Origin of the sequence: Variovorax stachyos (assembly GCF_051400855.1) — a bacterium.
Lineage (GTDB): Bacteria > Pseudomonadota > Gammaproteobacteria > Burkholderiales > Burkholderiaceae_C > Variovorax.
In genome coordinates, this window is sequence record NZ_JBLFFN010000009.1 from 78,408 (window position 1) to 102,904 (window position 24,497).

General features: G+C 67.3%; 26 protein-coding genes and 1 tRNA gene. 12 read left to right on the forward strand and 15 right to left on the reverse strand.

Features of this window, described 5'->3' with window-relative positions; genetic code table 11:
- Positions 1–137 precede the first annotated feature (137 nt).
- Together ACMGEZ_RS17735 and ACMGEZ_RS17740 are read left to right on the forward strand one after the other, a co-directional pair.
- A complete protein-coding gene (locus ACMGEZ_RS17735; RefSeq protein ID WP_436823590.1) occupies positions 138–1,367 on the forward strand; it encodes a ribonucleotide-diphosphate reductase subunit beta in 1,230 nt (409 codons plus the stop codon).
- 195 nt (positions 1,368–1,562) lie between these two features.
- Entirely contained in the window at positions 1,563–2,045 is a 483-nt protein-coding gene (locus tag ACMGEZ_RS17740; RefSeq protein ID WP_436823591.1) for a histone H1-like DNA-binding protein, read from the forward strand.
- Between the two features lie 69 nt (positions 2,046–2,114).
- On the opposite strand, the gene ACMGEZ_RS17745 is transcribed toward ACMGEZ_RS17740, so the two are convergent.
- From ACMGEZ_RS17745 to ACMGEZ_RS17775, 7 genes are all read right to left on the reverse strand, one after another.
- A complete protein-coding gene (locus ACMGEZ_RS17745) occupies positions 2,115–3,017 on the reverse strand; it encodes a carbohydrate kinase family protein (RefSeq protein ID WP_436823592.1) in 903 nt (300 codons plus the stop codon).
- Positions 3,018–3,067: 50 nt separating this feature from the next.
- Complete coding sequence (locus ACMGEZ_RS17750; protein ID WP_436823593.1) at positions 3,068–4,414, reverse strand: DUF3426 domain-containing protein; 1,347 nt, start codon at positions 4,412–4,414, stop codon at positions 3,068–3,070.
- Between the two features lie 41 nt (positions 4,415–4,455).
- Positions 4,456–5,340 carry a 50S ribosomal protein L11 methyltransferase gene (prmA, locus tag ACMGEZ_RS17755; protein WP_436823594.1) on the reverse strand — a complete coding sequence of 295 codons (885 nt, stop codon included), beginning with the start codon at positions 5,338–5,340 and terminating at the stop codon, positions 4,456–4,458.
- A 13-nt stretch (positions 5,341–5,353) separates the two neighbouring features.
- On the reverse strand, positions 5,354–6,703 hold the full coding sequence (gene accC, locus ACMGEZ_RS17760; RefSeq protein WP_436823595.1) for an acetyl-CoA carboxylase biotin carboxylase subunit: 1,350 nt from the start codon (positions 6,701–6,703) through the stop codon (positions 5,354–5,356).
- Positions 6,704–6,705: 2 nt separating this feature from the next.
- Positions 6,706–7,176, reverse strand: a complete 471-nt coding sequence (gene accB, locus ACMGEZ_RS17765) for an acetyl-CoA carboxylase biotin carboxyl carrier protein (protein ID WP_436823596.1) — start codon at positions 7,174–7,176, stop codon at positions 6,706–6,708.
- Between the two features lie 114 nt (positions 7,177–7,290).
- Entirely contained in the window at positions 7,291–7,821 is a 531-nt protein-coding gene (locus tag ACMGEZ_RS17770; protein ID WP_436823597.1) for a TlpA family protein disulfide reductase, read from the reverse strand.
- On the reverse strand, positions 7,818–8,411 hold the full coding sequence (locus ACMGEZ_RS17775) for a hypothetical protein (RefSeq protein WP_436823598.1): 594 nt from the start codon (positions 8,409–8,411) through the stop codon (positions 7,818–7,820). Before ACMGEZ_RS17775 ends, ACMGEZ_RS17770 begins: the two co-directional genes overlap by 4 nt.
- Positions 8,412–8,479: 68 nt before the next feature.
- Here ACMGEZ_RS17775 and mpl point away from each other — a divergent pair, with 68 nt between their 5' ends.
- Positions 8,480–9,883, forward strand: a complete 1,404-nt coding sequence (mpl, locus tag ACMGEZ_RS17780; protein ID WP_436823599.1) for a UDP-N-acetylmuramate:L-alanyl-gamma-D-glutamyl-meso-diaminopimelate ligase — start codon at positions 8,480–8,482, stop codon at positions 9,881–9,883.
- Positions 9,884–9,887: 4 nt separating this feature from the next.
- A complete protein-coding gene (locus ACMGEZ_RS17785) occupies positions 9,888–10,388 on the forward strand; it encodes a cupin domain-containing protein (RefSeq protein WP_436823600.1) in 501 nt (166 codons plus the stop codon).
- Positions 10,389–10,417: 29 nt separating this feature from the next.
- Here ACMGEZ_RS17785 and ACMGEZ_RS17790 read toward each other — a convergent pair whose 3' ends face one another.
- The 3 genes from ACMGEZ_RS17790 to rodA form a co-directional block, all read right to left on the reverse strand.
- On the reverse strand, positions 10,418–11,536 hold the full coding sequence (locus ACMGEZ_RS17790) for a 3-deoxy-7-phosphoheptulonate synthase (RefSeq protein WP_436823601.1): 1,119 nt from the start codon (positions 11,534–11,536) through the stop codon (positions 10,418–10,420).
- Positions 11,537–11,753: 217 nt separating this feature from the next.
- A complete protein-coding gene (gene tldD / locus ACMGEZ_RS17795; protein ID WP_436823602.1) occupies positions 11,754–13,214 on the reverse strand; it encodes a metalloprotease TldD in 1,461 nt (486 codons plus the stop codon).
- A 55-nt stretch (positions 13,215–13,269) separates the two neighbouring features.
- Positions 13,270–14,424, reverse strand: coding sequence for a rod shape-determining protein RodA (gene rodA, locus ACMGEZ_RS17800; RefSeq protein WP_436823603.1), 1,155 nt, complete (start codon positions 14,422–14,424; stop codon positions 13,270–13,272).
- An 80-nt stretch (positions 14,425–14,504) separates the two neighbouring features.
- Here rodA and ACMGEZ_RS17805 point away from each other — a divergent pair, with 80 nt between their 5' ends.
- The 5 genes from ACMGEZ_RS17805 to mtgA are packed head-to-tail and all read left to right on the forward strand — an operon-like array spanning position 14,505 to position 19,658.
- Complete coding sequence (locus ACMGEZ_RS17805) at positions 14,505–15,101, forward strand: YqiA/YcfP family alpha/beta fold hydrolase (RefSeq protein ID WP_436823604.1); 597 nt, start codon at positions 14,505–14,507, stop codon at positions 15,099–15,101.
- 37 nt (positions 15,102–15,138) lie between these two features.
- Positions 15,139–17,199, forward strand: coding sequence for a ribonuclease catalytic domain-containing protein (locus ACMGEZ_RS17810; protein WP_436823605.1), 2,061 nt, complete (start codon positions 15,139–15,141; stop codon positions 17,197–17,199).
- Positions 17,196–18,059, forward strand: coding sequence for an energy transducer TonB (locus ACMGEZ_RS17815; protein WP_436823606.1), 864 nt, complete (start codon positions 17,196–17,198; stop codon positions 18,057–18,059). Before ACMGEZ_RS17810 ends, ACMGEZ_RS17815 begins: the two co-directional genes overlap by 4 nt.
- Positions 18,060–18,069: 10 nt before the next feature.
- Entirely contained in the window at positions 18,070–18,912 is an 843-nt protein-coding gene (gene aroE / locus ACMGEZ_RS17820; RefSeq protein WP_436823607.1) for a shikimate dehydrogenase, read from the forward strand.
- Complete coding sequence (gene mtgA, locus ACMGEZ_RS17825; protein WP_436823608.1) at positions 18,909–19,658, forward strand: monofunctional biosynthetic peptidoglycan transglycosylase; 750 nt, start codon at positions 18,909–18,911, stop codon at positions 19,656–19,658. The genes aroE and mtgA overlap by 4 nt, the downstream gene beginning before the upstream one ends.
- Positions 19,659–19,695: 37 nt before the next feature.
- On the opposite strand, the gene ACMGEZ_RS17830 is transcribed toward mtgA, so the two are convergent.
- A tRNA-Gly gene (locus ACMGEZ_RS17830) sits at positions 19,696–19,771 on the reverse strand.
- Positions 19,772–19,833: 62 nt separating this feature from the next.
- Between ACMGEZ_RS17830 and ACMGEZ_RS17835 the strand changes: the two genes are divergently transcribed.
- The 3 genes from ACMGEZ_RS17835 (at position 19,834) to ruvC (ending at position 22,505) form a co-directional block, all read left to right on the forward strand.
- Complete coding sequence (locus ACMGEZ_RS17835; RefSeq protein WP_436823609.1) at positions 19,834–20,613, forward strand: lysophospholipid acyltransferase family protein; 780 nt, start codon at positions 19,834–19,836, stop codon at positions 20,611–20,613.
- A 273-nt stretch (positions 20,614–20,886) separates the two neighbouring features.
- Positions 20,887–21,948: a phosphatidate cytidylyltransferase gene (locus ACMGEZ_RS17840; protein WP_436823610.1), complete on the forward strand. Its 1,062-nt coding sequence runs from the start codon at positions 20,887–20,889 to the stop codon at positions 21,946–21,948.
- A gap of 8 nt (positions 21,949–21,956) precedes the next feature.
- The gene (gene ruvC, locus ACMGEZ_RS17845) at positions 21,957–22,505 is read left to right on the forward strand and encodes a crossover junction endodeoxyribonuclease RuvC (RefSeq protein WP_436823611.1); all 549 of its coding nucleotides are present in this window, start codon (positions 21,957–21,959) and stop codon (positions 22,503–22,505) included.
- Positions 22,506–22,524: 19 nt separating this feature from the next.
- Here ruvC and ACMGEZ_RS17850 read toward each other — a convergent pair whose 3' ends face one another.
- From ACMGEZ_RS17850 to lpxC, 4 genes are read right to left on the reverse strand one after another with little or no spacing between them, the layout of a single operon-like run.
- The gene (locus ACMGEZ_RS17850) at positions 22,525–22,923 is read right to left on the reverse strand and encodes a type II toxin-antitoxin system VapC family toxin (protein ID WP_436823612.1); all 399 of its coding nucleotides are present in this window, start codon (positions 22,921–22,923) and stop codon (positions 22,525–22,527) included.
- Positions 22,920–23,180: an AbrB/MazE/SpoVT family DNA-binding domain-containing protein gene (locus ACMGEZ_RS17855; protein WP_436823613.1), complete on the reverse strand. Its 261-nt coding sequence runs from the start codon at positions 23,178–23,180 to the stop codon at positions 22,920–22,922. The genes ACMGEZ_RS17850 and ACMGEZ_RS17855 overlap by 4 nt, the downstream gene beginning before the upstream one ends.
- Positions 23,181–23,212: 32 nt before the next feature.
- Positions 23,213–23,389: a hypothetical protein gene (locus ACMGEZ_RS17860; protein WP_436823614.1), complete on the reverse strand. Its 177-nt coding sequence runs from the start codon at positions 23,387–23,389 to the stop codon at positions 23,213–23,215.
- 17 nt (positions 23,390–23,406) lie between these two features.
- Entirely contained in the window at positions 23,407–24,330 is a 924-nt protein-coding gene (gene lpxC / locus ACMGEZ_RS17865; RefSeq protein WP_436823615.1) for a UDP-3-O-acyl-N-acetylglucosamine deacetylase, read from the reverse strand.
- Between the last annotated feature and the right edge of the window lie 167 nt (positions 24,331–24,497).

A 24,497-nucleotide genomic window follows, 5' to 3' on the forward strand; every position in this document is an offset into this window, starting at 1 on the left:
GACGCAGCGATTCGCGGCATCGCCCGACAAATGGCGATGCATGCGAACAACATAACGGCAACATAAACGGAGCGCGATGTGAAGAGCACTTTGCAACTCACATCGTTGCTCACATAATTTGAGCATTGGATTTTTCTATGTTGACCTGGGACGAAGAAGTCAAGCCCTCCTTGCCAAAGGATCTGCAACAAGGCATGCGGCAACCATCGAACGGCGACGCGCAAGCCAGCCGCTCGCTGGAGCACCCGACTTCGCAAACAGCGCCCACCCTTGCCCCCGTCGCCCGCAAGCTCGATGACGGCGCTGTCGCGCGCGCACCGCAGCAGCCCGCGCCCGCAATGCCGGCCGCACGCCGCGTCAAGGCAGCCGACAAGCGCATCATCAACGGCCAGACCGACGTCAACCAGTTGGTGCCGTTCAAGTACAAGTGGGCGTGGGAGAAGTACCTCGCCACCTGCGCCAACCACTGGATGCCGCAGGAAGTGAACATGACGCGCGACATCGCGCTCTGGAAAGACCCGAACGGCCTGAGCGAGGACGAGCGCCGCATCGTCAAGCGCAACCTCGGCTTCTTCGTGACGGCCGACTCGCTGGCCGCCAACAACATCGTGCTGGGCACCTACCGCCACATCACGGCGCCCGAATGCCGCCAGTTCCTGCTGCGCCAGGCCTTCGAGGAGGCGATCCACACCCACGCCTACCAGTACATCGTCGAGTCGCTGGGCCTGGACGAGAGCGAGATCTTCAACGCCTACAACGAGGTCCCGTCGATCCGCGAGAAGGATCAGTTCCTGATCCCCTTCATCGACGCCATCAGCGACCCGAACTTCCACACCGGCACGCACGAGAACGACCAGACGCTGCTCAAGTCGCTGATCGTCTTCGCCTGCCTGATGGAAGGCCTGTTCTTCTATGTCGGCTTCACGCAGATCCTTGCGCTGGGCCGCCAGAACAAGATGACCGGTGCCGCCGAGCAGTACCAGTACATCCTGCGCGACGAGTCGATGCACTGCAACTTCGGCATCGACCTGATCAACCAGCTGAAGCTCGAGAACCCCCACCTCTGGACTGCGGAGTTCAAGGCGGAGATCAAGGCCCTCTTCCTGAAGGCCGTGGAGCTCGAGTACCGCTACGCCGAAGACACCATGCCTCGCGGCGTGCTCGGCATGAATGCCTCCATGTTCAAGGGCTACCTGCGCTACATCGCCAACCGGCGCGCGCAGCAGATCGGCCTGGAAACGCTCTTCCCGAACGAGGAAAACCCGTTCCCCTGGATGAGCGAAATGATTGACCTGAAGAAGGAGCGCAATTTCTTCGAGACCCGTGTGATCGAGTATCAATCGGGTGGTGCGCTCTCCTGGGATTGAATTGTTCCGACAACAAAAATGAATTCAAGAATAGCCATCCCCGTCGACATGCACCGGAGAGTGCGGCGGCGGTGAAGGCGCAGGTGTTCATGGCGCTGGAGCTCGATCCAACGTCATGAATCGCTTCACGATGACCAACATGCGTGGAGTGCTTCAAAGGTTGATTTTTTCAACTTGATCAAGGAGAAAAGAGAAATGGCAACTGCAAAGAAAGCGCCGGCGAAAAAAGCCGCTGCAAAGAAGGCTCCGGCCAAGAAGGTCGCTGCTGCAAAGAAGGCACCGGCCAAGAAGGTCGCAGCGAAGAAGGCTCCTGCCAAGAAGGTAGCGGCCAAGAAGGCGCCGGCGAAGAAGGCCGCAGCGAAGAAGGCTCCTGCCAAGAAGGTAGCGGCCAAGAAGGCACCGGCGAAGAAGGCCGCAGCGAAGAAGGCTCCTGCCAAGAAGGCAGCAGCCAAGAAGGCGCCTGCGAAGAAGGCCGCAGCGAAGAAGGCGCCCGCGAAAAAGGCGCCTGCGAAGAAGGCCGCAGCCAAGAAGCCCGCCGCGAAGAAAGCAGCGAAAAAGCCTGCTGCCAAGAAGGCCGCGAAGGCGCCTGCCAAGGCCCCCGTGACGCCTGCGCCTGCGGCGCAAACCACGCTGAACCCCCAGGCAGCCTGGCCGTTCCCGACGGCCAGCAAGCCCTGAGTCGCTCAGCAGCCTTGAAGGCAAAAGCCCGGCACTTCGGTGCCGGGCTTTTTTATTGCAGGCCGGAGTTCAAAGTCCGAGTGCCTGGCGATCCACCTGGTAGTTCTGCGGGCCGCGCTGCGCGATCTTGAGCGCGCCAAGGCGGTTGCCCAGTGCGGCACAGCGCGAGAGGGGCCAGCCCTGCTCCAGGCCGTACAGCAGCGCGCCGCGCCAGGCATCGCCGCAACCCGTGGGCTCGACCACGGCAGTGGGCTTGACGGGCAGCACATGCTCGCGCTCGCCCCGGATCCACACCTCGCAGCCCTCGGCCGCGAGGGTGACGACCAGGCCCTGCACCCGTTCGGAGATCTCGGCGAAGCTCCAGCCCGTGCGCTGCGACAGCATCTTTCCCTCGTAGTCGTTGACCACCACCCAGCTCGCCAGCTCCACGAAATGCCGCAGCGCCTCGCCGTCGAACATCGGCAAGCCCTGGCCGGGATCGAAGACGAAGGGAATGTCGGCTGCCTTGAACTGCTCGGCGTGCTGCAGCATCGCCTCGCGCCCGTCGGGCGCCACGATGCCCAGCCGGATATCGTCGCGCGCCGTCACCTTCGTGATGTGCGCCTGCTGCATGGCGCCTGGATGGAAGGCCGTGATCTGGTTGTTGTCACGGTCGTTCATGATCATCGCCTGCGCGGTGAAGCTGTCGTCCACCTGCCGCACGAACTCCGTGCTGATGCCGAGCGAGCGCAGCCGCTCCAGATAGTCGCCGCCATCGCTGCCGACCGTGGCCATCGGCAACGCCCTGCCGCCCAGCGCGTTGAGGCTGTAGGCGATGTTGCCGGCGCAGCCTCCGAAATCGCGCCGCAGGCCGGGAACCAGGAAGGATACGTTGAGGATGTGCAGCTGATCAGGAAGGATCTGATCGGCGAACCGGCCCTCGAAGGTCATGATCGTGTCGAACGCGAGAGAACCGCAAATCACTGCTGCCATGTATGAACCACCGGTTGGGTTGAGGAAGAGAAAGAAGAAAGGCGCCGTCTTCAGGGGTAGAAGGCCAGCAGATGGAAGCCCGCGACCGGCGGCAGCGCCGCCGCCTCGGGACCGGTGAGGGCGAGTGGCAGCGAGGCCGCGCGCTCGGCGCGCGCCGGCAGCACGGAGGGCGCACCGAACTCCGCGGGCATGAGGACGCGCCGCACCACGGCCCGCTCCTGGGTGTCGAGCAGGGAAAGCTCGATCGCCGGCATCGCGAGCGGCAATGGCGCGCCGTTGCGCAAGGTGAAGTTCAGCCTGTAGGCGTCGCCGCTCTTCTCGCGCGCGAAGGAGGCGCCGTCGATGGTGATGTCGCCGATCTGCCTGGGCGCCGAGAGCTCGCAGCCCGTCAGCCCGCACAAGGCCGCGAGCGCCGGACGCAACGAAGGCTGCCGCGCCGCGATCAGGTCGCGCTCCTGGTGCAGCACCTGCACGACCAGGAGGATCGCCGCGAACACGGCCACGCCCACCAACGCGCGACGCACACCCGTGCGCTGCCAGAATGCCGCATCGCCGGCAGCGGCCGCAGCGAAGCGGGGCAGGCGCCGCGGATTGTCGAGCACAGGCTCGGGCTCGCTGGCCGCCAGCACCACGGGCGCCGACTCGCGCGCGGCCCGCTCTTCGCCCCGTGCCTTCGCGCGGGCGATCTTGGCGGACTTGGCACGCGCGCGGCGCAGGGCTTTCTGCAGCTGCACGCTGGCAGCATCCTCCTCGGCGGTGCTTTTCGGCACCGCTTTCGCCTCGTCCTGCGGCGGCTCCGCCGGGCGCGCCTCGCGGCCGATGGGCGGCGCGGCCGCCAGGTTCAGGTCGATGTTCGGGAAGGGCGGAAAGGAAGGGTACGGCGGCACCACATGCGGCTTCGCTTCGACCATTGGCGCTGGCGTCTCGGGCCAGGGTTCGTCGGCGAGGACACCGGCGAAGGACTGCGGATCGGATTTCTGCACCGGCGCCTCGGGCTTCGCCGGCGCTTCGGATGCCGGCACGTCGGCGACTGGTGCGCCGGCGGGCGGCGGCTCGGTCTCGGTCTCGGTCTCATGCTCATGCTCGTGCTCGTCATCGAGGAAGTCCGCCTCCTCGATGTGCTGTCCGAGCGCCTCCCCAGGCGGCTCGGCCTCCTCCTGCGCGAGCAAGGCCGGGGGCGGCGCCGGCGCTGGGGGCGGCGCGCTTGCCGCTGCTTCGTCGAGCGGAGCAGGCACCTTGGGCGCAACGGCCGCGTCGGGCGTCTCATGCAGGTCGAGCGTTGCATCGAAGACCTCGCTGCAGCGGCCGCAGCGCACCCAGCCTTCGGAGATGCGAAGCTGGTCCCTCACCACCTTGAAGGTGGTGCCGCAGGCAGGGCAGCGGGTGACCAGGCTCATGAGGCGCCGATTGTATTGGGCCGGCCCCAACGCTGGCGGGCTCAGAGCCTTGCGGTCATCAGGATCCAGCCGTCCTCGGTATCGCTCACTTCCAGGGCGGCATAGGGCCCATAGGCCAGCTTCAGCTCATCGGCCTGGCGCGCAAGGATGCCGGCCAGCACCAGCGAGCCGCCGGGCGCCACATGCTCGCACAAGAGCGGCGCCAGCACCTTGAGCGGGGTCGCAAGGATGTTCGCGAGCACGATGTCGTAGCGGCCGCGGGCGAGTTCGCTCAGGCCAGCGTTCAGTTGCACGCCATTGGCCTCGGCGTTGAGGCGGGTCGCGTCGACCGCGGCCTCGTCGATGTCGACGGCATCGATTTCCGCAGCGCCGAACTTCGCCGCGCCGATCGCGAGGATGCCGGAGCCGCAGCCGTAGTCCAGCACGCGCTTGCCGGTCATCCCGGCGCGCGAGGCGATCCAGCGCAGGCACATGCGCGTGGTCGGATGCGTGCCGGTGCCGAAGGCCAGCCCCGGGTCCAGCCGGATCACCTGCCGCGCCCCGGCCGGCGGCTCGTGCCAGGTGGGCACGACCCAGAACTCCGGCGTGATCTCGACCGGCGCGAACTGCGATTGCGTGAGCCGCACCCAGTCCTGCTCGGGCACATCGACCAGGCCCAGCAGCTGGCACCCGTCGAAGAAGTCCTGCGCCGCCAGCACGGTGGCCGCTTCGCGCGCCTGCGCCTCGTCGGCGAAGAGAGCGATCACGCGCGAGCGTTGCCAGCCCTCCTTCGGCGGCGGCATGCCCGGCTCGCCGAAGAGCGCCTGCTCGGCATCGGTCTGCGCGTCCGCGTCCTCGACCGAGACGCTCAGCGCGTCCAGCGCCTCGAGCGCATCGCTGACCGTCTCGACACGGTCTTCCGGGACGAGCAGGCGAAGTTCGAACATGGGGCGCCCCCGCTCAACGCTTGTGGGCCGCGAGCCACTCTTCGAGGTAGTGGATGTTGGTGCCGCCGTTCATGAACTTGGCGTCGACCATCAGCTCGCGGTGCAGCGGGATGTTGGTCTGGATGCCTTCCACCACCGTCTCGTTCAGTGCCGTGCGCATGCGCGCGAGCGCCTGTTCACGGGTGTCGCCGTGCACGATGATCTTGCCGATCATCGAGTCATAGTTGGGCGGCACGAAGTAGTTCGTGTAGACGTGCGAATCCACCCGCACCCCCGGCCCGCCCGGCGGATGCCACATGGTGATGCGGCCCGGCGATGGCGTGAACTTGTAAGGGTCCTCCGCGTTGATGCGGCACTCGATGGCGTGGCCCCGCATCTCGATCTGGCGCTGGGTGAACGGAAGCCGCTCGCCGGCCGCGACCATGATCTGCGTCTTCACGATGTCGATGCCGGTGGTGAACTCGGTGACCGGGTGCTCAACCTGCACGCGCGTGTTCATCTCGATGAAGTAGAACTCGCCGTTCTCGTAGAGGAACTCGAAGGTGCCGGCGCCGCGGTAGCCGATCTTCTTGCAGGCCAGGGCGCAACGCTCGCCGATCTTCTCGAGCAGCTTGCGCGGGATGCCCGGCGCGGGCGATTCCTCGATCACCTTCTGGTGGCGCCGCTGCATCGAGCAGTCGCGCTCGCCCAGGTAGACCGCGTTCTTGTGCTTGTCGGCCAGCACCTGGATCTCGATGTGGCGCGGGTTCTGGAGGAACTTCTCCATGTAGACCGAGGGATTGTTGAAGGCCGCGGCGGCCTCCGCCTTGGTCATCTGGATCGCATTGACCAGCGCCGCCTCGGTGTGCACCACGCGCATGCCGCGCCCGCCGCCACCGCCCGCCGCCTTGATGATCACCGGATAGCCGATGGCGCGCGCAATGCGCTTGTTGATGGCGGCGTCGTCGGACAGCTCGCCCTCCGAGCCCGGCACGCAGGGCACGCCGGCCTTGATCATGGTCTGCTTGGCGGACACCTTGTCGCCCATGATACGGATCGACTCGGGCGTCGGGCCGATGAACTGGAAGCCGCTCTGCTCGACACGCTCGGCGAAATTGGCGTTCTCGCTCAGGAAGCCGTAGCCCGGGTGGATGGCCTCGGAGTCCGTCACTTCGGCGGCCGAGATGATCGCCGGCATGTTCAGGTAGCTTAGGGAGGACGGCGCGGGGCCGATGCACACCGCCTCTTCGGCCAGCTTCACATACTTGGCGTCGCGGTCGGCCTCGGAATACACCATCACGGCCTTGATGCCCAGCTCACTGCAGGCGCGCTGAATGCGCAGGGCAATCTCTCCGCGGTTAGCGACCAGAATCTTCTTGAACATGGTCACTCGATGACAAACAGCGGCTGGCCGTATTCGACCGCCTGACCGTTTTCTCCGAGGATCTGTGTGACGGTGCCGGACTTGTCGGCCTCGATTTCGTTGAGGATCTTCATGGCCTCGATGATGCAGATCGTGTCGCCTTCCTTCACCTGGCTGCCGACTTCGACGAAGGCTGGCGCGCCGGGACTGGAGGAGCGGTAGAAGGTACCGACCATGGGTGACTTGACCACATGGCCACTTGGCGCTGCCTCCGGGGCCGGCGCCGCCGGAACGGGTGCGGCAATGGCACCGGCCGGGGCGGGGCCAGGCACTTGCGCAGCCGGCGGGGCCGGGACGGTTTGCACATATTGGACCGGCGCCGCCGTTCCGCCCTTCACGATGCGGACCTTGCCTTCGGTTTCAGTGATTTCCAGTTCGGAAATATTCGATTCGGACACCAGATCGATCAGTGTCTTGAGCTTGCGCAGATCCATGGGACTCCAGCGCCGGCTTTGCCGGTCATAAGGACGTAACTCGCGAGAAAATCGGTGTACTTCGGCGTTAAGCCGTCAACTGCCCGATTGGGGAGGATCGATTCTAGCTATGAACTATGCCCGCCGCCACGCTTGGAGCTCGGCCGGCTCGATCTTGCCCATTTTACGCGCGGCGATTGCGCCCCCGGCGTCCACCACCAGGCTGAAGGGCAGCCCGCCGGCCGTGTTGCCCAAGCCCTTGACCAGCTCGGTCCCTTGCAGGCCGGCCAGTCCGATCGGATAGCTGACCGGCGTCTTGGCGAGGAACTTGCGCACCGCGCTGGGCTGATCGATCGCCAAGCCCACCACTTGCCAGCCGTTGGCTGCATTTTCGCGGAAGAAAGCGTCGATCATCGGCATTTCTTCGACGCAGGGCGGACACCAGGTCGCCCAGAAATTGATGAGAAGCGGCTTGCCTCTAAGCTGCTCGAAGACGAGCTCTCCCCCTTCCGGGCGCTCGAAGCGCTGGGCCCAGAAAGCGGCGTCCAACCGCTCGCCGCTGCCATTGGCGCGCCGGTGCCACACCGCCCCGCCGACACCGGCAATTGCCGCTACCGCGGCGACGCTCCCATAGAGCCAGCCGCGGCGCGTGGGCCTCGGATTCATCCGTTTTCCTTTTCGATCAGCCGCCGCAGGGCAGCCATGTTGCCCCGAGGCACACGCCCCTGGGCGTCGGGCTTGAGGGCGCCGCGCAGGTCGTCGAGGTCATAGATCAGCAGATGGACGCCGATCTCCTCGCCGAGGGCCCGGCTGGCCACATGGATGCTCAGCGCCTCGACCTGCTCGCCATGAAAGCCCGTGACCATGCGCGGTTCGTAGTCGACGTGGTGGTCGATCAGTGTGATTTCGGCCGACTTCGGGTCGTCGCAGAACAGCTGGATATAGATGTCCGACAACCGCGTCGCCGTGCCGTGCCAGACCGCGCCGCCGATGTGGGGCCGGTATTCGGCCATGTGCTCCATCCATTCGAGCGCCAGCGTCCGCAACGCGTGCAGCTCCTTGGGCTGCGTATCGGCGCAATAGAGCCGGATGTAGTCCCGCACCTCGTTCTCGACCTCGTCGTTGTGGGGCAGCGGGGTGCGCGCAGGCAGGCCCAGGTCGCGCAGCGCGCGGCGCTTGGCCGGGCCGTACTCCAGCCCCTCCTCGACGATGAGGCGGGCTGCTGCGGCGGCGATTTCCTGCTTGGGCACGTCCATCGACCCATTTTGCACAAAGGAGGGCACGTACAGAAGAGCTGCCTGCGGGGCATCCCTAGAATCGGCCGATGCACATTCACATCCTCGGCATCTGCGGCACCTTCATGGGCGGTCTGGCCGCGCTGGCGCGCGAGGGCGGCCACCGGGTGACCGGCTGCGACGCCGGCGTCTATCCGCCGATGAGCGACCAGCTGCGCGCCCTCGGCATCGAGCTGATCGAAGGTTACGGCGCCGACCAGATGGCGCTGGCGCCGGATGTCTTCGTGATCGGCAACGTGGTGTCGCGGATCCGGCTCGCCGACGGCACGCCCAAGTTCCCGCTGATGGAGGCGATCCTCGACGCCGGCGCCCGCTACACCAGCGGCCCCCAGTGGCTGGCCGAAGAGGTGCTGCAGGGCCGGCATGTGCTGGCCGTGGCCGGCACGCACGGCAAGACCACTACCACCTCCATGCTGGCGTGGATTCTCGAGCGCGCCGGCCGCGCGCCGGGCTTCCTCGTGGGCGGGGTGCCGCTGGATTTTGGCGTCTCGGCCCGGCTGGGAAGCGGCGCGCAGAAGCTCTTCGTGATCGAGGCCGACGAATACGACACTGCATTCTTCGACAAGCGCAGCAAGTTCGTCCACTACCGCCCGCGCACCGCCATCCTCAACAACCTCGAGTTCGACCACGCCGACATCTTCGACGACCTGGCCGCGATCGAACGGCAGTTCCACCACCTGGTGCGCACGGTCCCGGCGAGCGGCCGCGTCGTGGTCAATGCGACGGAGGACAGCCTGCAGCGCGTGCTCGCCCAGGGCTGCTGGAGCGAGCTGGCCCGCTTCGGTGCCGGCGGCGAATGGCAGGCGCGGGGAACGCACGACGCCTTCGACGTGCTTCGGCAAGGAGAGAAGGTCGGCCGCGTCGAGTGGGCACTTTCGGGGCTGCACAACCAGATGAACGCGTTGGCCGCCATCGCCGCGGCGGAGCATGTGGGCGTGGCGCCGGCCGAAGCAGCCTCGGCGCTGGCGGGATTTCGGAACGTGCGCCGGCGCATGGAGGTGCGAGGCACGATCGATCGGCCCGGCGGGCCGATCACGGTCTACGACGACTTCGCCCACCACCCTACTGCCATTCGCACCACGCTCGAGGGCCTTCGCAAGAAGCTCGACGCCGGCGGGCATCGCGGCGAGCGCATCCTGGCTGCCTTCGAGCCGCGCAGCAACACCATGAAGCTCGGCACCATGACCGCCCAGTTGCCGTGGAGCCTGGAACAGGCCGACCTCGCCTTCTGCCACAGCGGCGGGCTCGAATGGGACGCCGCGGCAGCGCTCGCGCCGATGGGCGCACGCGCGCGCGTCGCCGGCGCCATCGAGCCGCTGGTGGCGCAGATCGTGGCAGCAGCGCAACCCGGCGACCATATCGTCTGCATGAGCAACGGCGGCTTCGGCGGGGTGCACGAAAAGCTCCTTTCGGCCCTGCGCGCGGCAGAATGAGCGGATGCGCGCGCAGGAACTGATCGACACCCTGAAGCTGGCGCCCCATCCCGAGGGCGGCTGGTACCGAGAGGTTTTCCGCTCCGCGGCGCAGGTCTCGCCCGCTGACGGGCGCACGCCGCGACAGGCGCTCACCACCATCTACTTCCTGCTCGAGGCGCAGCAGCATTCGCGCTGGCACCGCGTGCTCTCCGACGAGGTCTGGGTCCATCTCGAAGGGGCACCGCTGGCGCTCTGGACCACCGACGCGGCCTTGCGAACGCCGCCGGCGCACATCAGGCTCGGCCCCGTCGACGTGCACGGAACCCATCCGCAGCACACGGTCACTGCCGGCCGCTGGCAGGCAGCGAAGCCACTGGTGACGCCGGGCAGCGCCGACTACACGCTGGTCAATTGCACCGTAGGGCCCGGCTTCGACTTCAACGACTTCTCTTTCATGCAGCCCGACAGCGACGAGGCGGCGCTGCTGCGCCACCACTGGCCGGCGCTGGCCGAGCTGATCTGAAGCGCCGACGAGGCCCTTTGCCCTTTTCTTCAGCCCCGGCGTGCCTTGACCGCCTGCGACAGCACTGCCAGCACCTGCGCCGAATCGTCCCAGCCCAGGCAGGCGTCCGTGATGCTCTTGCCGTATTCGAGGTTGGCGACGCTGTCCTTGCCGGCGCTGAATTTCTGGGCACCGGCGTTCAGATGGCTCTCGACCATCAAGCCGAAGATGCTGCGGCCGCCATGTGCGATCTGTCCCGCGATGTCCTGGGCCACTTCGATCTGCTTCTGGTGCTGCTTGCTGCTGTTGGCATGGCTGCAGTCCACCATCAGCGTCGCCGGCAGCCTGGCGGCCTCCAGGTCCTTGCAGGCGGCGGCCACGCTGGCGGCGTCGTAGTTGGGCGCCCTTCCGCCGCGCAGGATGACGTGGCAGTCCTTGTTGCCGTTGGTCTGCACGATCGCGACCTGGCCGTTCTTGTGGACCGAGAGGAAGTGATGTCCGCGCGCCGCCGCCTGGATCGCATCGGTGGCGATGCGGATGTTGCCGTCGGTGCCGTTCTTGAAGCCGATGGGCGCCGACAGCCCCGAGGCCAGCTCGCGGTGCACCTGGCTTTCGGTGGTGCGCGCACCGATCGCGCCCCAGGAAATCAGGTCGCCGATGTATTGCGGCGAGATCACGTCGAGGAACTCGCTGCCGGCCGGCAGGCCGAGCCGGTTGATCTCGATCAGCAGCTGGCGCGCAATGCGCAGCCCTTCGTCGATGCGGAAGCTCTCGTCGAGGTACGGGTCGTTGATCAGCCCCTTCCAGCCCACCGTGGTGCGCGGCTTCTCGAAGTAGACCCGCATCACGATCTCCAGCGTGCCGTGGTACTTGTCGCGCTCGGCCTTCAGGCGCCGGGCGTATTCGAGCGCGGCGTCCGGGTCGTGGATCGAGCAGGGGCCCATCACCACCAGCAGCCGGTCGTCCTTGCCGCTCATGATGTTGTGGATGGCCCGGCGAGTGCCGGTGATCAGCGTCTCAACCGGCGTGCCGCGGATCGGGAAGAAGCGGATCAGGTGTTCGGGAGGGGGTAGCACGGTGATGTCCTTGATGCGTTCGTCGTCGGTTCGGCTGGTTTTCTCGACGCTCGCATACCAGTTCTCCGTGGCGGGGACGTTGCTCGTGCTCATGGTTCGTTCCTTCAAGGGATGGAAATCATCGGGGCATAAAAAAACCGCCGGGCTGGAGGCGCCGGCGGTTTTGGGAGGGGTGTTCAGTGTGCTTTACGCGCTCGCCTCTCGTCCGCCGGAGTCCGGGAACCAAAAGTACGAAAAGAAGAACGCGACGCGCGAAGACATAGGGGCGGAATGTAGCACAGGAAAATAAAGTGCCCGTTGCGCAAAGGCGTCAGGCGGTGCCGCCGACGGTCAGGCCGTCGATGCGCAGGGTGGGTTGTCCGACGCCGACCGGCACGCTCTGGCCTTCCTTTCCGCAAGTGCCCACGCCGGAGTCGAGCGCCATGTCGTTGCCGATCATGGTGACGCGCGTCAGCGCGTCCGGGCCGTTGCCGACCAGGGTCGCGCCCTTCACGGGGTACTGGATCTTGCCGTTTTCCACCCAGTACGCCTCGCTGGCCGAGAACACGAACTTGCCGCTCGTGATGTCGACCTGGCCGCCGCCGAAGTTGGTGGCGTAGAGCCCCTTCTTGATGCTGGCGACGATCTCCGCTGGCACCTTGTCGCCGCCGAGCATGTAGGTGTTGGTCATGCGCGGCATCGGCACGTGGGCATAGCTCTCGCGGCGGCCGTTGCCGGTGGGCTTGACCTTCATCAGCCGCGCGTTGAGGGAATCCTGGATATAGCCCTTGAGAATGCCGTCCTCGATCAGCACGTTGCGTTGCGTGGCGTTGCCCTCGTCGTCGACGTTGAGCGAGCCGCGGCGGTCCGCGATGGTGCCGTCGTCCAGCACGGTCACGCCCTTCGCAGCCACGCGTTCGCCGATACGGCCCGAGAAAGCGCTCGACCCCTTGCGGTTGAAGTCACCCTCCAGCCCATGGCCGATCGCTTCGTGCAGCAGGATGCCGGGCCAGCCCGGGCCGAGCACCACGGTCATCTCGCCCGCGGGCGCCGGGCGCGAGTCCAGGTTGACGAGCGCCTGCTGGACCGCCTGGTCGACGAACTCGGCAATGCGCGCCTCGTCGAAGTAGGCGAGGCCGAAACGCCCGCCGCCACCGCCCGAGCCCACCTCGCGGCGGCCGTTCTGCTCGGCAATCACGGTGAGCGAGAGGCGCACCAGCGGCCGCACGTCGGCAGCAAGGGTACCGTCGGCACGCGCCACCAGCACCACGTCGTATTCGCTCGCCAGGCCCGCCATCACCTGCGCGACCCGTGGATCCCGCGAGCGCGCGAGCTTCTCGACCTTGCCCAGCAGCTCGACCTTGGCGGCGCTGTCGAGGGTCGAGATCGGGTCCACGCCGCCGTACAGCGAACGGCTGGTCGCGACCTTGCGCGTCGGCGCCTTCACCCGGCCGTTGCGCCCCGCGGCGGAAATGGTGCGGACGGTGCGAGCCGCGTCGAGCAGCGAGGCCTCGGAAATGTCGTCCGAATAGGCGAAGGCCGTCTTCTCGCCGCTGACGGCACGCACGCCCACGCCCTGGTCGATGCTGAAGCTGCCCGTCTTGACGATCCCCTCCTCCAGGCTCCAACCCTCGCTGCGGGTGTACTGGAAATAGAGGTCGGCGTCGTCCACCTTGTGGGCGGTGATCTCGGCCAGGGCGCGCAGCAGGTGCGATTCGTCCAGACCGAAGGGCGTGAGCAGGAGCTGCTGCGCCGTGGCGAGGCGCTCGAGGGTGGGTTCGCGGGAGATCATCGAGCGATTCTAGGCTCGCCCCCCGGATGACGCTCGGAAGCCGTGAATGAGCTTCTCAACTCTGCATCAGCCTCTTGGCTCGCGCGATCGACATCAGCATCCCCAGCGCCAGGCCCAGCGTCACCATCGCGGTGCCGCCATAGCTGATGAAGGGCAAGGGCACGCCCACCACTGGCAGGATGCCGCTGACCATGCCCATGTTCACGAAGGCGTAGGTGAAGAAGATCATGGTCAACGCCCCGGCAAGGAGGCGCGAGAACAGCGTCGGCGCGTCCAGCGCGATCGCCAGGCCGCGAAAGATCAGGAAGATGAAGGCCGCGATCAGCGCCAGGTTGCCGGCCAGCCCGAACTCCTCGGAATAGGCCGCGAAGATGAAGTCGGTCGTGCGCTCGGGAATGAACTCCAGGTGCGTCTGCGTGCCCTGCATGAAGCCCTTGCCGCCGACCCCGCCGGAGCCGATCGCGATCATGCCCTGGATGATGTGGAAGCCCTTGCCCAGCGGGTCCTTGGTGGGGTCGAGCAGCGTGCAGACGCGTTGCTTCTGGTAGTCGTGCAGCACGCGCCAGTCCACGCCGTCGGCGCACAGCTGCGATTCGAAGCCCACGATGAGCGACACCGCGATCACCCCGATCAGCACCGGGGGCACGATCAGCTTCCACGAGAGGCCCGCGAAGAAGATCACCGACAGGCCGGCCGCCAGCACCAGCAGCGACGTGCCGAGGTCGGGCTGCTTCATGATCAGGCCCACGGGCACCGCCAGCAGCACCGTCGCGACCACGAAATCCAGGGGGCGCAGCTGGCCCTCGCGGCGCTGGAACCACCAGGCCAGCATCAGCGGCATGGCGATCTTCAGGATCTCGCTCGGCTGGATCACCATGCCGACATTGATCCAGCGGGTGGCGCCCTTCTTGGTGATGCCGAACAGCGCCACCGCGATCAGCAGCCCCACGCCCACCAGATAGATGGGCACGGCGAAGAACATCAGCCGCTGCGGCGGCACCTGCGCCACCACGAACATGATGAAGCCGGCCAGCAGCATGTTCCGGCCGTGGTCCATGAAGCGCGTGCCGTGGTCGTAGCCGGACGAGTACATGGTCAGCAGCCCGGCGCAGGCCAGCAGGAACACCGCGAAGGCGAGAAAGCCGTCGAAGCCCTGGAACACGGGCGCGATGCGTCGCGCGAGGGAGGGCTGGTGGAACACGGCGGACATGGGCGCGGATTATCCGCCCGCAGCCACCTGCTTCACGGACAATCGCCGAAGGACCATCGGTCCTTGAGTAAGACAAAGGCATGAAGCTCGCGCCCACCACCCACCTGCTGTATCTCCATGGCTTTCGCTCGTCGCCGCAGTCGACCAAGGCGCGGCAGATGGCCCAGCGCGTCCGCGAGCGGCACCCCCTGCTGCACTGGTGGTGCCCGCAGCTGCCGCCTTCGCCGCACGAGGCGATCGACCTGGTCATGCGGGGCATCGCGCAGTGGCCGCGCGAAAGCATGGCGGTGGTCGGCTCCTCGCTGGGCGGCTTCTACGCCACCTACGTGACCGGCATGACGCATTGCCGCGCGGTGCTGCTGAACCCGGCGGTCCAGCCGGCGCGCGACCTGGCGAACTACATCGGCGAGCAGACGTCCTGGCACGATCCGGCCGAGCATTTCTATTTCCGCCCCGAGTACATCGACGAGCTGCGCGCGCTCGACATGGGCCCGCTCGCCCTGCCCGAACGCGTCTTCGCGGTCATCGCCAAGGGCGACGAACTGCTGGACTGGCGGGAGATGTCGGCCCGCTATCCCGGCAGCCGCATCAAGCTGCTGGACGGCGGCGACCACGCCCTGTCCGATTTCGAGCGGCATCACCTCGACGAGGCGATGGCCTTCATCGACCCGGCCTGAGGCGCGGCGCCCTGCCACGCATGGGACAATCCGCGCCATGTTTGTATTGTTCGAAGAAGCCGGCAAGTACCTGGGTGGACGCGTGCTGTCGGAGGCGGAGTCCTCGGCGCAGGTGGAGCTCGATTCCGGCAAGCGCGTCAAGGTGAAGGGCGCCAACATCGTGCTGCGCTTCGAGAAGCCCGCGCCGGCCCAACTGCTGGACGAAGCCCGCGAGCTCGCCACCGGCATGGACCTCGACCTGGCCTGGGAATTCGCACCCGAAGGGGAGTTCGGCTTTGCCGAGCTGGCCTCCGATTATTTCCAGACCCAGCCCACCCTGGTCCAACAGGCCGCTTCGCTCCTCGCGCTCTTCGAGGCGCCGCACTACTTCCGCCGCGCCGGCAAGGGCCGCTTCAAGAAGGCGCCGGCCGAGATCGTGCAGCAGGCACTCGCGGCCATCGAGAAGAAGAAGCTGGTGCAGGCCCAGATCGCCGAATGGGCCGCGCAGCTCGGCGCCGGCGAGTGCCCGGCCCCGGTGCGCGAACAGCTCTACAAGATCCTCTTCAGGCCCGACAAGAACGCGCCCGAATACAAGGCCGTGGTCGAGGCCGCGCGCGCCACGCAGCGCCCGCCCCTCGAACTGCTGCAGCGCGCCGGCGCAATCGACTCGCCCTATCAGTTCCACTGGCGCCGCTTCCTGTTCGAGAACTTCCCGAAGGGCACCGGCTTCCCCGCGCTCAAGGCCCCGGCCATCGCCGACGAGTTGCCGCGGGCCGAGGTGCAGGCCTTCTCCGTCGACGACTCGCACACCACCGAGATCGACGATGCGCTCTCGGTCACGGGCCTCGGCAGCGGCACGGTGCGCGTCGGCATCCACATCGCGGCGCCGGGCCTGGCGCTGGCGCCCGGCGGCCCGATCGACCAGGTGGCGCGGACGCGCATGTCCACCGTCTACATGCCGGGCCACAAGATCACCATGCTGCCCGACGAGGTGGTGGAGACCTACACCTTGCAAGAGGGCCGCGATTGCCCGGCCGTCTCGCTCTATGCCGATTTCGACGAGGCCACGCTGGCGCTGAAGGCCACCGAGACCCGCCTCGAGCGCGTGCCCATCGTGGCCAACCTGCGGCACGACCAGCTCGACGGCTTCATCACCCAGGCCTGGCTCGAAGACGCCTCGGTCGACAGCCCGGGCACGCCCGAGGTGGCCGCGCGGCTGCGCGAGCCGCTGTCCTTCCTGTTCCGCCTCGCCAAACAGCTGAAGGCGCAGCGCGAGGTGGTGCGCGGCAAGCCGGAGAGTTTCAATCGGCCCGACTACAACTTCCGCCTGCCCGATGCAGACGGCGAGCCCACCGGCGACGAGCGGGTGCAGATCACGACCCGGCAGCGCGGCGCGCCGCTGGACCTGGTCGTGTCCGAGGCGATGATCCTGGCCAACAGCAGCTGGGGCGGCTGGCTTGGCGAGCTCGGCGTGCCGGCCCTCTACCGCAGCCAGGCCAGCCTGGCGCCCGGCATCAAGGTGCGCATGGGCACCAAGGCGCTGCCGCATGCCGGCCTCGGCGTGAAGAGCTACGCCTGGAGCACCTCTCCGCTGCGCCGCTACACCGACCTGGTGAACCAGTGGCAGATCATCGCGGCCGCACGCCATGGCAAGACCGCCGCGCTGGCAGCGCCCTTCAAGCCCAAGGATGCCGACCTGTTCTCGATCCTCTCGGGCTTCGATGCCGCCTACAGCGCCTACAACGCGCACCAGGGCGCCATGGAGCGCTTCTGGACGCTCAAGTACCTGGAACAGGAGGGCATCGCCGAGCTCGAGGCGACGCTGATCAAGGACGTGCCCAACGGCGCCCTGGCGCGGGCCGACGCGCTGCCGCTGGTGTTCCACGTCACCGGCACCCAGGGCCTCGCGCGCGGGGCTCGCGTACGCGTCAAGCTCGGCGAGGTCGACGAGATCGCCCTCGACGTGCACGGCACCGTCATCGAGCGCCTCGATGCCGCGCCGGCCGAAGCGGTGGCCGAAGAGGAAGGCGACGAAGAGGAAGTCGCCGGGCCGATCGCCATTGCAGTGGACCTCGCCGACAGCGACGAGGCCGCCCCCCCGGAGAAACTCCCGGCATGAACCTGCGCGACCTGAGCAGCCTGCAGCTCGCGCTCGGCATCTCGGTCGCGGCGCACGCGCTGCTGCTCGCGTTTCGCTTTGCCGACCCGGAGGCTTTCAACCGGGTCTTCACCGAGACGCCGCTGGAGGTCATCCTGGTCAACGCCAAGACCAACGAGCGCCCCGAGAAGGCCATGGCCATTGCCCAGAGCTCGCTGGCCGGCGGCGGCGACCTCGATCGAGGCCGAGCCACCAGCCCGCTTCCGCCCTCCACCTTCAACACCATCGGCGATTCGATGGAAGATGCCCAGCGCCAGGTGGAGGCCATGCAGGCGCAGCAGATGCTGCTGCTGGCGCAGATCAAGGAGCAGCTCGCAGCGATGCCGCGGCCCGACCCGCGCCACCAGGGCAACCCCAGCGAGGCCGCGGCGCGTGAGGAAAAGCGCCGTCAGCTCGTCAAGATCCTGGCCGAGATCGAGCGCCGCGTGAACGAGGAGAACGCGCGGCCCAAGAAGCGCTACCTGAGCCCGGCCACGCGCGAAGCCACCTACGCCGTCTATGTCGACGCACTGCGCCGCAAGATCGAGGCGCGCGGCACCGAGAACTTCCCGGAGCTCGCAGGCAAGAAGCTCTATGGCGAGCTCACGATGATGGTGACCGTCAACTTCGACGGCGCGATCCTCGGCACCGAGGTCATCGAAGGCTCCGGCAATACCACCCTGGACCGGCGCGCACAGGCCATCGTGCGCAGCATCGGCAACTTCGGCAAGTTCACCGACGCAATGCGGCGGCAGACCGACCAGATCGTGCTGCCGTCGCGCTTCAAGTTCACCCGCGACGAGACGCTCGAGGCACAGGTCTCCTCGTCGTCCAAGCAGTGAGCGAGGCACCATGGATCTCTACTGCGTCATGGGCAACCCGGTCGAGCACAGCCGCTCGCCATGGATTCATGCACGCTTCGCCGAACTGACCGGCCAGGCGCTGGACTACGGTCGCCGCCTGGTGCCGCTGGACGGCTTCGAGGCCGCGGTGGCGGCCTTCCGAGCCGAGACAGCCGGGACGGCGCGCGGCTGCAACGTCACCGTGCCCTTCAAGTTCGAGGCCGCAGCGCTGGCGCAGCACCTGAGCCCGCGCGCCATGCTGGCACGCGCGGTCAACACGCTGCGCTTTGACGCGGACGGCATCCACGGCGACAACACCGACGGCGCCGGCCTCGTCGCCGACATCACGCAGCATGCCGGCGTCGCGCTGGCGGGCAGCGAGCTGCTGCTGCTGGGCGCCGGCGGCGCCGCGGCCGGCGTGCTGGGCCCCCTGCTGGAAGCGGGCCCGCGCCGCGTGGTGGTGGCCAACCGCACGCTGGCCAAGACCATCGCGCTGGTGCGGCACCACGCGGCACTCGCGCTGCAGCACGGCATCACGCTGGAGGCCCATGAACTGCATTCCGTGCCCGGCGAGTTCGACGTCATGGTGAACGGCACCGCCTCGAGTCTCGCCGGGGGCGAGGTGCCGGTGGCGGCCCGGGTGCTGCGGCGCGGCGCACTGGCCGTCGACATGATGTACGGGCCGGCCGCCGCCGGCTTCCTGGACTGGGCCCGCGAACACGGCGCCGTGCCGCGCGACGGATTGGGCATGCTGGTCGAACAGGCGGCCGAGTCCTTCGCCTTCTGGCGCGGCGTGCGGCCGCCTTCGGCCCAGGTGCTTGCCGAACTGCGCGCGGTGGTCGACGGCAAGTGAAGGCCATCCTGCGCTGGGTGCTGTGCCTGCTGTTCGCGGCGGTTGCGCTCGAGGTCTTCTTCATCGGCCGCATCGCCGCGATGGCGGTGATCGATCCGCAATCCACCGCCTTCCAGCGCTCCGAGGCCTGGCAGCTCGCGACCGAGGGGCGCCGCAACGGGGAGCGTCGTTGGAAACAGCAGTGGGTGCCTTATTCGCAGATCGCCGAGAGCCTCAAGCGCGCGGTGATCGCGAGCGAGGACAGCGAGTTCATCTATCACAACGGCGTCGAGTGGGAGGCTGTCGAGCGTGCGCGCCAGCGCAATGCCAGGGCCGAGCAGATCGCGGCACGGCGCGCGGCACAGATGCGCGCGCGCGGCAAGGAGCCGCGCCCGGTCCAGATGCGCGGCGGCTCGACCATCACCCAGCAACTCGCGAAGAACCTGCTGCTGTCCGGCGAGCGCACGCTGCTGCGCAAGGGCCAGGAGCTGCTGCTCGCGGTCGCGCTGGAGCTGCTGCTGGACAAGCAGCGCATCCTCGAGATCTACCTCAACAGCGTTGAGTGGGGCGAAGGCATCTTCGGTGCCGAGGCGGCTGCGCAGCATTACTTCAGGAAGCCGGCGTCGCGGCTCGGTGCGCAGGAGTCGGCGCGACTGGCGGTGATGCTGCCGAGCCCGAAGTTCTTCGAGCGGCGGAATGGATCGGCCTATCTCACAGGCCGCACGGCCACCATCGTGGCGCGCATGCCATCGGCAGAGCTGCCCTGATCTGGCAGGACAGCGCCGGTGGTGGCGAAGGGAAATCTGGAGCGGGAAAAGAGTCTCGAACTCTCGACCTCAACCTTGGCAAGGTTGCGCTCTACCAACTGAGCTATTCCCGCGTTTGAAGGGTGCGAATCATAACGGAGAAAAACATGCATGCGCCGCCCGTATCATCGCCGCCATGCTTGCAAAGTTCACGGGGTGGGTGCTGCTGGGCCTCATCCGGCTCCTCACTGGTGCCCAGGCGCGCTGGTGGGGCTGTCCGCCCAAGGCCGAGCAGCGCATCTACTTCGCCAATCACCAAAGCCACCTGGACCTGGTGATGATCTGGGCCGCGCTGCCCGAGGAACTGCGCAGCATCACGCGGCCGATCGCGGCGCGCGACTACTGGGCCACGACGCCCTTCAAGCGCTGGATCACCACCGAGGTGTTCAACGCCATCTACGTGGAGCGCGGCGGCAGCGCACCCGTGCCGGCGCCCGAGCCTGTCGCGGCGCCGCGCGAGCGCATCGAGCCCGTCTTCGAAGAGGCGATGCCGATCGTCTCCGAGCCAGTCGAAACGATGCAGGGAGAACTGCCGCTGGCATCACCGCCCGCCGACTTCGCGCCCACGCCGCAGCCGGGCAGCGCCGAAGCCCTGGTGCCTCTGCAGCCGCTGATCGACGCGCTGCAGAGCGGCGACTCGATCATCATCTTTCCCGAGGGCACGCGAGGCCACACCGGCGAGCCGCAGAAGTTCAAGTCGGGCCTCTACACGCTGGCGCAGATGTTCCCCGAGGTGGTGCTGGTCCCGGCCTGGATCGACAACGTGCAGCGCGTGATGCCCAAGGGCGAGGTGGTGCCGGTGCCGATCCTCTGCTCGGTCACTTTCGGCGAGCCGATCCGACTCGAGGAGGGCGAGGAGCGCCGCCCCTTCCTCGACCGCGCGCGCGAAGCCGTGATCGCGCTGCGGTACGTGTAGATGACCAGGGCCTGTTAACGCTATGCAAGGGGTCGCGAAGGTCGCCACAGCCCGCCCATCAAGGCGCGCGACGCCGCGTGTGCATGTGCACACGCAAGGAGCGCAACGCCGGGGGGTGGGCTGTGGCGACCTTCCCTCCGGGTTGCCCCGCAAAGGGGCCGTCTGCGGCGTTGCCCGCGCTTGCAAGGCATCAGCCTTGCGGCGCGCAGGCGCCTTGCATCCAGCCCCTTTGCGGGGCAACGCGACCCCTTGCATAGCGCTAACAGGCCCTAGATGAACGAATACCTTCGCCAGCTCTCGCCCACCCACCAGGTCGCGGCCCTCTTCTTCATCGTCTTCGGCCTGCTCGTGGTGGTGAGCACCGTGGCCTTCCTGCTGACTTTCCGCGAACGCCGCAATCCCCAACACGACGAGCGCTGGCAGCGCGAGCTGGCGCACTTCCGCCGCCTGCTGGGCACCACCTGGTTGATGGCGGTGATCTTCTGGATCGGCTGGGCCCTGGGCGAGACGGTGGCCACCGTGCTGTTCGCGCTGATCTCCTTCTTCGCGCTGCGCGAGTTCATCACGCTGTCGCCCACGCGGCGCGGTGACCACCGCAGCCTGATCCTCGCCTTCTTCGTGGTGCTGCCGATCCAGTTCTGGCTGGTCGCGACGGCGCGCTTCGACCTGTTCACCGTGTTCATTCCGGTCTACGCCTTCCTCGCCATCCCGGTGGTGAGCGCGCTGGCCGACGATCCGAACCACTTCCTCGAGCGGAATGCCAAGCTGCAGTGGGGCATCATGGTCTGCGTGTACGGCATGAGCCATGTGCCGGCGCTGCTGCTGCTCACCTTCCCCGGCTACGAGGGCAAGAGCGCCTTCCTGGTGTTCTTCCTGGTCTTCGTGGTGCAGACCTGCGTGCTGGTGCAGCACCTGATCGCGCGGCGCACCAGCCTGCCCGGCAGCGAGGATGGCGACGAGGCCCCTCGAGGCTTCCTGAAGCGCACGGGCGACTGGCTTTTCAGGGACGCGCCGGCCGCGCCGCACGTGAGCAGCAGTTTCAACTGGCGCGGCTGGACGATCGGCATGGCAATCGCTAGCCTGGTCGGCGCGATGTTCTCCTTCATCACGCCGTTTCGCTTCGGCCAGGCGCTGGCCGTGTCCCTGCTCGCATGCGTGGCCGGCTCCATGGGGCACCTGGTGATGAAGGCGCTCAAGCGCGACCGCGGCATTCCCAGCTGGGGCGGGCGCGGCATGGGCGTGACCGGTGCCAACGGCCTGCTGGACCGCGTGGATGCGCTGTGCTTCGCGGCGCCGGTGTTCTTCCACTCGGTGCGCTGGTACTTCGACGCCTGAAGAACGGCATGCGCATCCTCGGCATCGACCCCGGCCTTCAGACCACCGGCTTCGGCGTGGTGGACATGGACGGCCATGCGCTGCGCTATGTCGCCAGCGGCACCATCAGCACCCGCAGCGTGCGGAAGGGCGAGCTGCCGGCGCGGCTCAAGGTGCTGTACGACGGCATCGGCGAGATCATTGCGACCTACCGGCCCGATGCGGCGGCGGTGGAGATCGTGTTCGTCAACGTCAATCCGCAATCCACCCTGCTGCTCGGCCAGGCGCGCGGCGCCTGCCTCACCGCGCTCGTGACGAACGCGCTGCCGGTGGCGGAGTACACCGCGCTGCAGATGAAGCAGGCGGTGGCCGGCCATGGCCGCGCCGCCAAGCCGCAGGTGCAGGAAATGGTGCGGCGCCTGCTGTCACTGCCCGGCGTGCCCGGGAGCGATGCCGCCGACGCACTGGGCATCGCGATCACCCACGCCCATGTAGGCAGCTCGATGGCTCGGCTCGGGCAGGCGGCGGTGCTGGCGCGCAGCACCAGCGGGATGTATCGGAAAGGCCGGACGCGCTAGGACTGGCCGTTCGGCGCTATCAGCGCAGCAGCTGATGCGTCGAGGTCTTGGCTGCCTTCTTGTCAAAGGTCAGTATGGGCGCGTAGCCGGCAGCCTGTGCGCGCGCGGCCAGCAGGTAGTCCGAAAAATCCGCGGGACCGGCTTGGTAAAAATCCAAGGCCTGTCGAACCAGGCCCGGCGACTCGATCTTAAGCAGATCATGATCGAGCAGCGCGCTCAAAGCCTCGTGGATCACATCGCGTGCATAGCCATAGCTACGCTCCAGTACCCAGCCGAGTTCGCAAAGCACGATGTGATCGACATAGGCAGGCGAACGCGCGCTGGCGTTGTCGCGCAGCCAAGTCTCCACAATGGCCGCCTGGCGCGCGTCGTCGTTGGTGAGCAATCTCACCAGCAGATTGGTGTCGAGCGCGCTCACTTCCTGGTGCCGGAGCGTTGCTTCTCACGCAGGTGCTCAGCGACCCCGGCATCCATCTCTTCCACCGACAGTGCCCGTCCGGGGCGTGCCAGCAGTCCGCGCAGGTTCTTGGCCGGCGTGGCGGGAGGCCGCTTCAGGACGATCGTGTTCTCATCCACCACCGTCACCAGGAGCCGGTCGCCCGCTTCCAGACCGAGCCGAGCCCTCGCCGCGCTCGGCAGCGTCATCTGGCCTTTGGATGTCAGCGTGGTTTGCACGATGTTCCTTACAAAAAGGTAAGGATATCACTTCACAGCGCCCGCTCCGCGATCAGCACCGCAAAGAACCCGAAGGCCGCCAGCAGCGTCCACTTGAGCACGATCCACCCAAAGCGCTTGTACTTGGGCTGGCCGGTGCCGGCATAGAAGGCGAAGGAAACGCCGGCCACCAGCAGGAGCAGCAGGATGGCCCAGCGAAACAGCAGCATCGCGTCTCGGAGGCGGCCTACCAGGCTCGCGCGACTTCGGCGAAGCCGGCCGGTGCCTGCTGCTGATCTTCGAAGCTGACAATCTCGTAGGCGTCCTGCTGGGCCAGCAGCTCGCGCAGCAGCTTGTTGTTGAGCGCATGGCCCGAGCGGAAGGCGCTGTAGGCCGCGAGCAGCGGGTGGCCGATGACGTAGAGGTCGCCCATGGCGTCGAGGATCTTGTGCTTGACGAACTCGTCGTCGTAGCGCAGCCCGCCGGCATTGAGCACCTTGGTGTCGTCCATCACGATCGCGTTGTCGAGCCCGCCGCCCAGCGCCAGGCCCTTGGAGCGCATGTACTCGACCTCCTTGGTGAAGCCGAAGGTGCGCGCGCGCGCGATGTCGCGGCTGTACGAGCCCGAGCCCAGGTCGAACTCGAAGCGCTTGCCGCTGGCGTTGACGACGCGATGGTCGAAGTCGATCTCGAAGCTCAGCTTGTAGCCGTGGTAGGGCACGAGGCGCGCCCACTTGAGGTCATGGCCCTCGCCCTCGCGCACCTCGACCGGGCGGGTGACGCGGATGAAGCGGCGCGGCGCATCCTGCAGCACGATGCCTGCGCTCTGCAGCAGGAAGACGAAGGACGAGGCAGAGCCGTCGAGGATCGGCACCTCGTCGGCGGTGATGTCGATCAGCAGGTTGTCGATGCCCAGGCCCGCGCACGCCGACATCAGGTGTTCGACCGTCTGCACCTTGGCGCCGCTGGCGGACACGGTGGACGCCAGGCGCGTGTCGGTCACGGCCTCGGCCCGCATCGGGATCTCGACCGGCTCCGGCAGGTCGACGCGCCGGAACACGATGCCGGCATCGACCGGCGCGGGCCTGAGCGTGAGCTCGACCCGCTGGCCGCTGTGCAGCCCCACGCCAACGGCGCGGGTGATGGATTTCAGTGTTCGTTGCTGGAGCACGGCACCGATTTTAGAAGCGCGAGGCATCCGGCGCGCGGTGCGCCTCGCTATGTCCCCGATAGCCGTCATCTTGGGATCACATCGGCCGATGACGCGAAAAGCGCAGCAAGCGGCCCGAGGTTGCGAAGAGGAGCACAGCCGTACTTGGGTACGGCGAGCACCGCGGT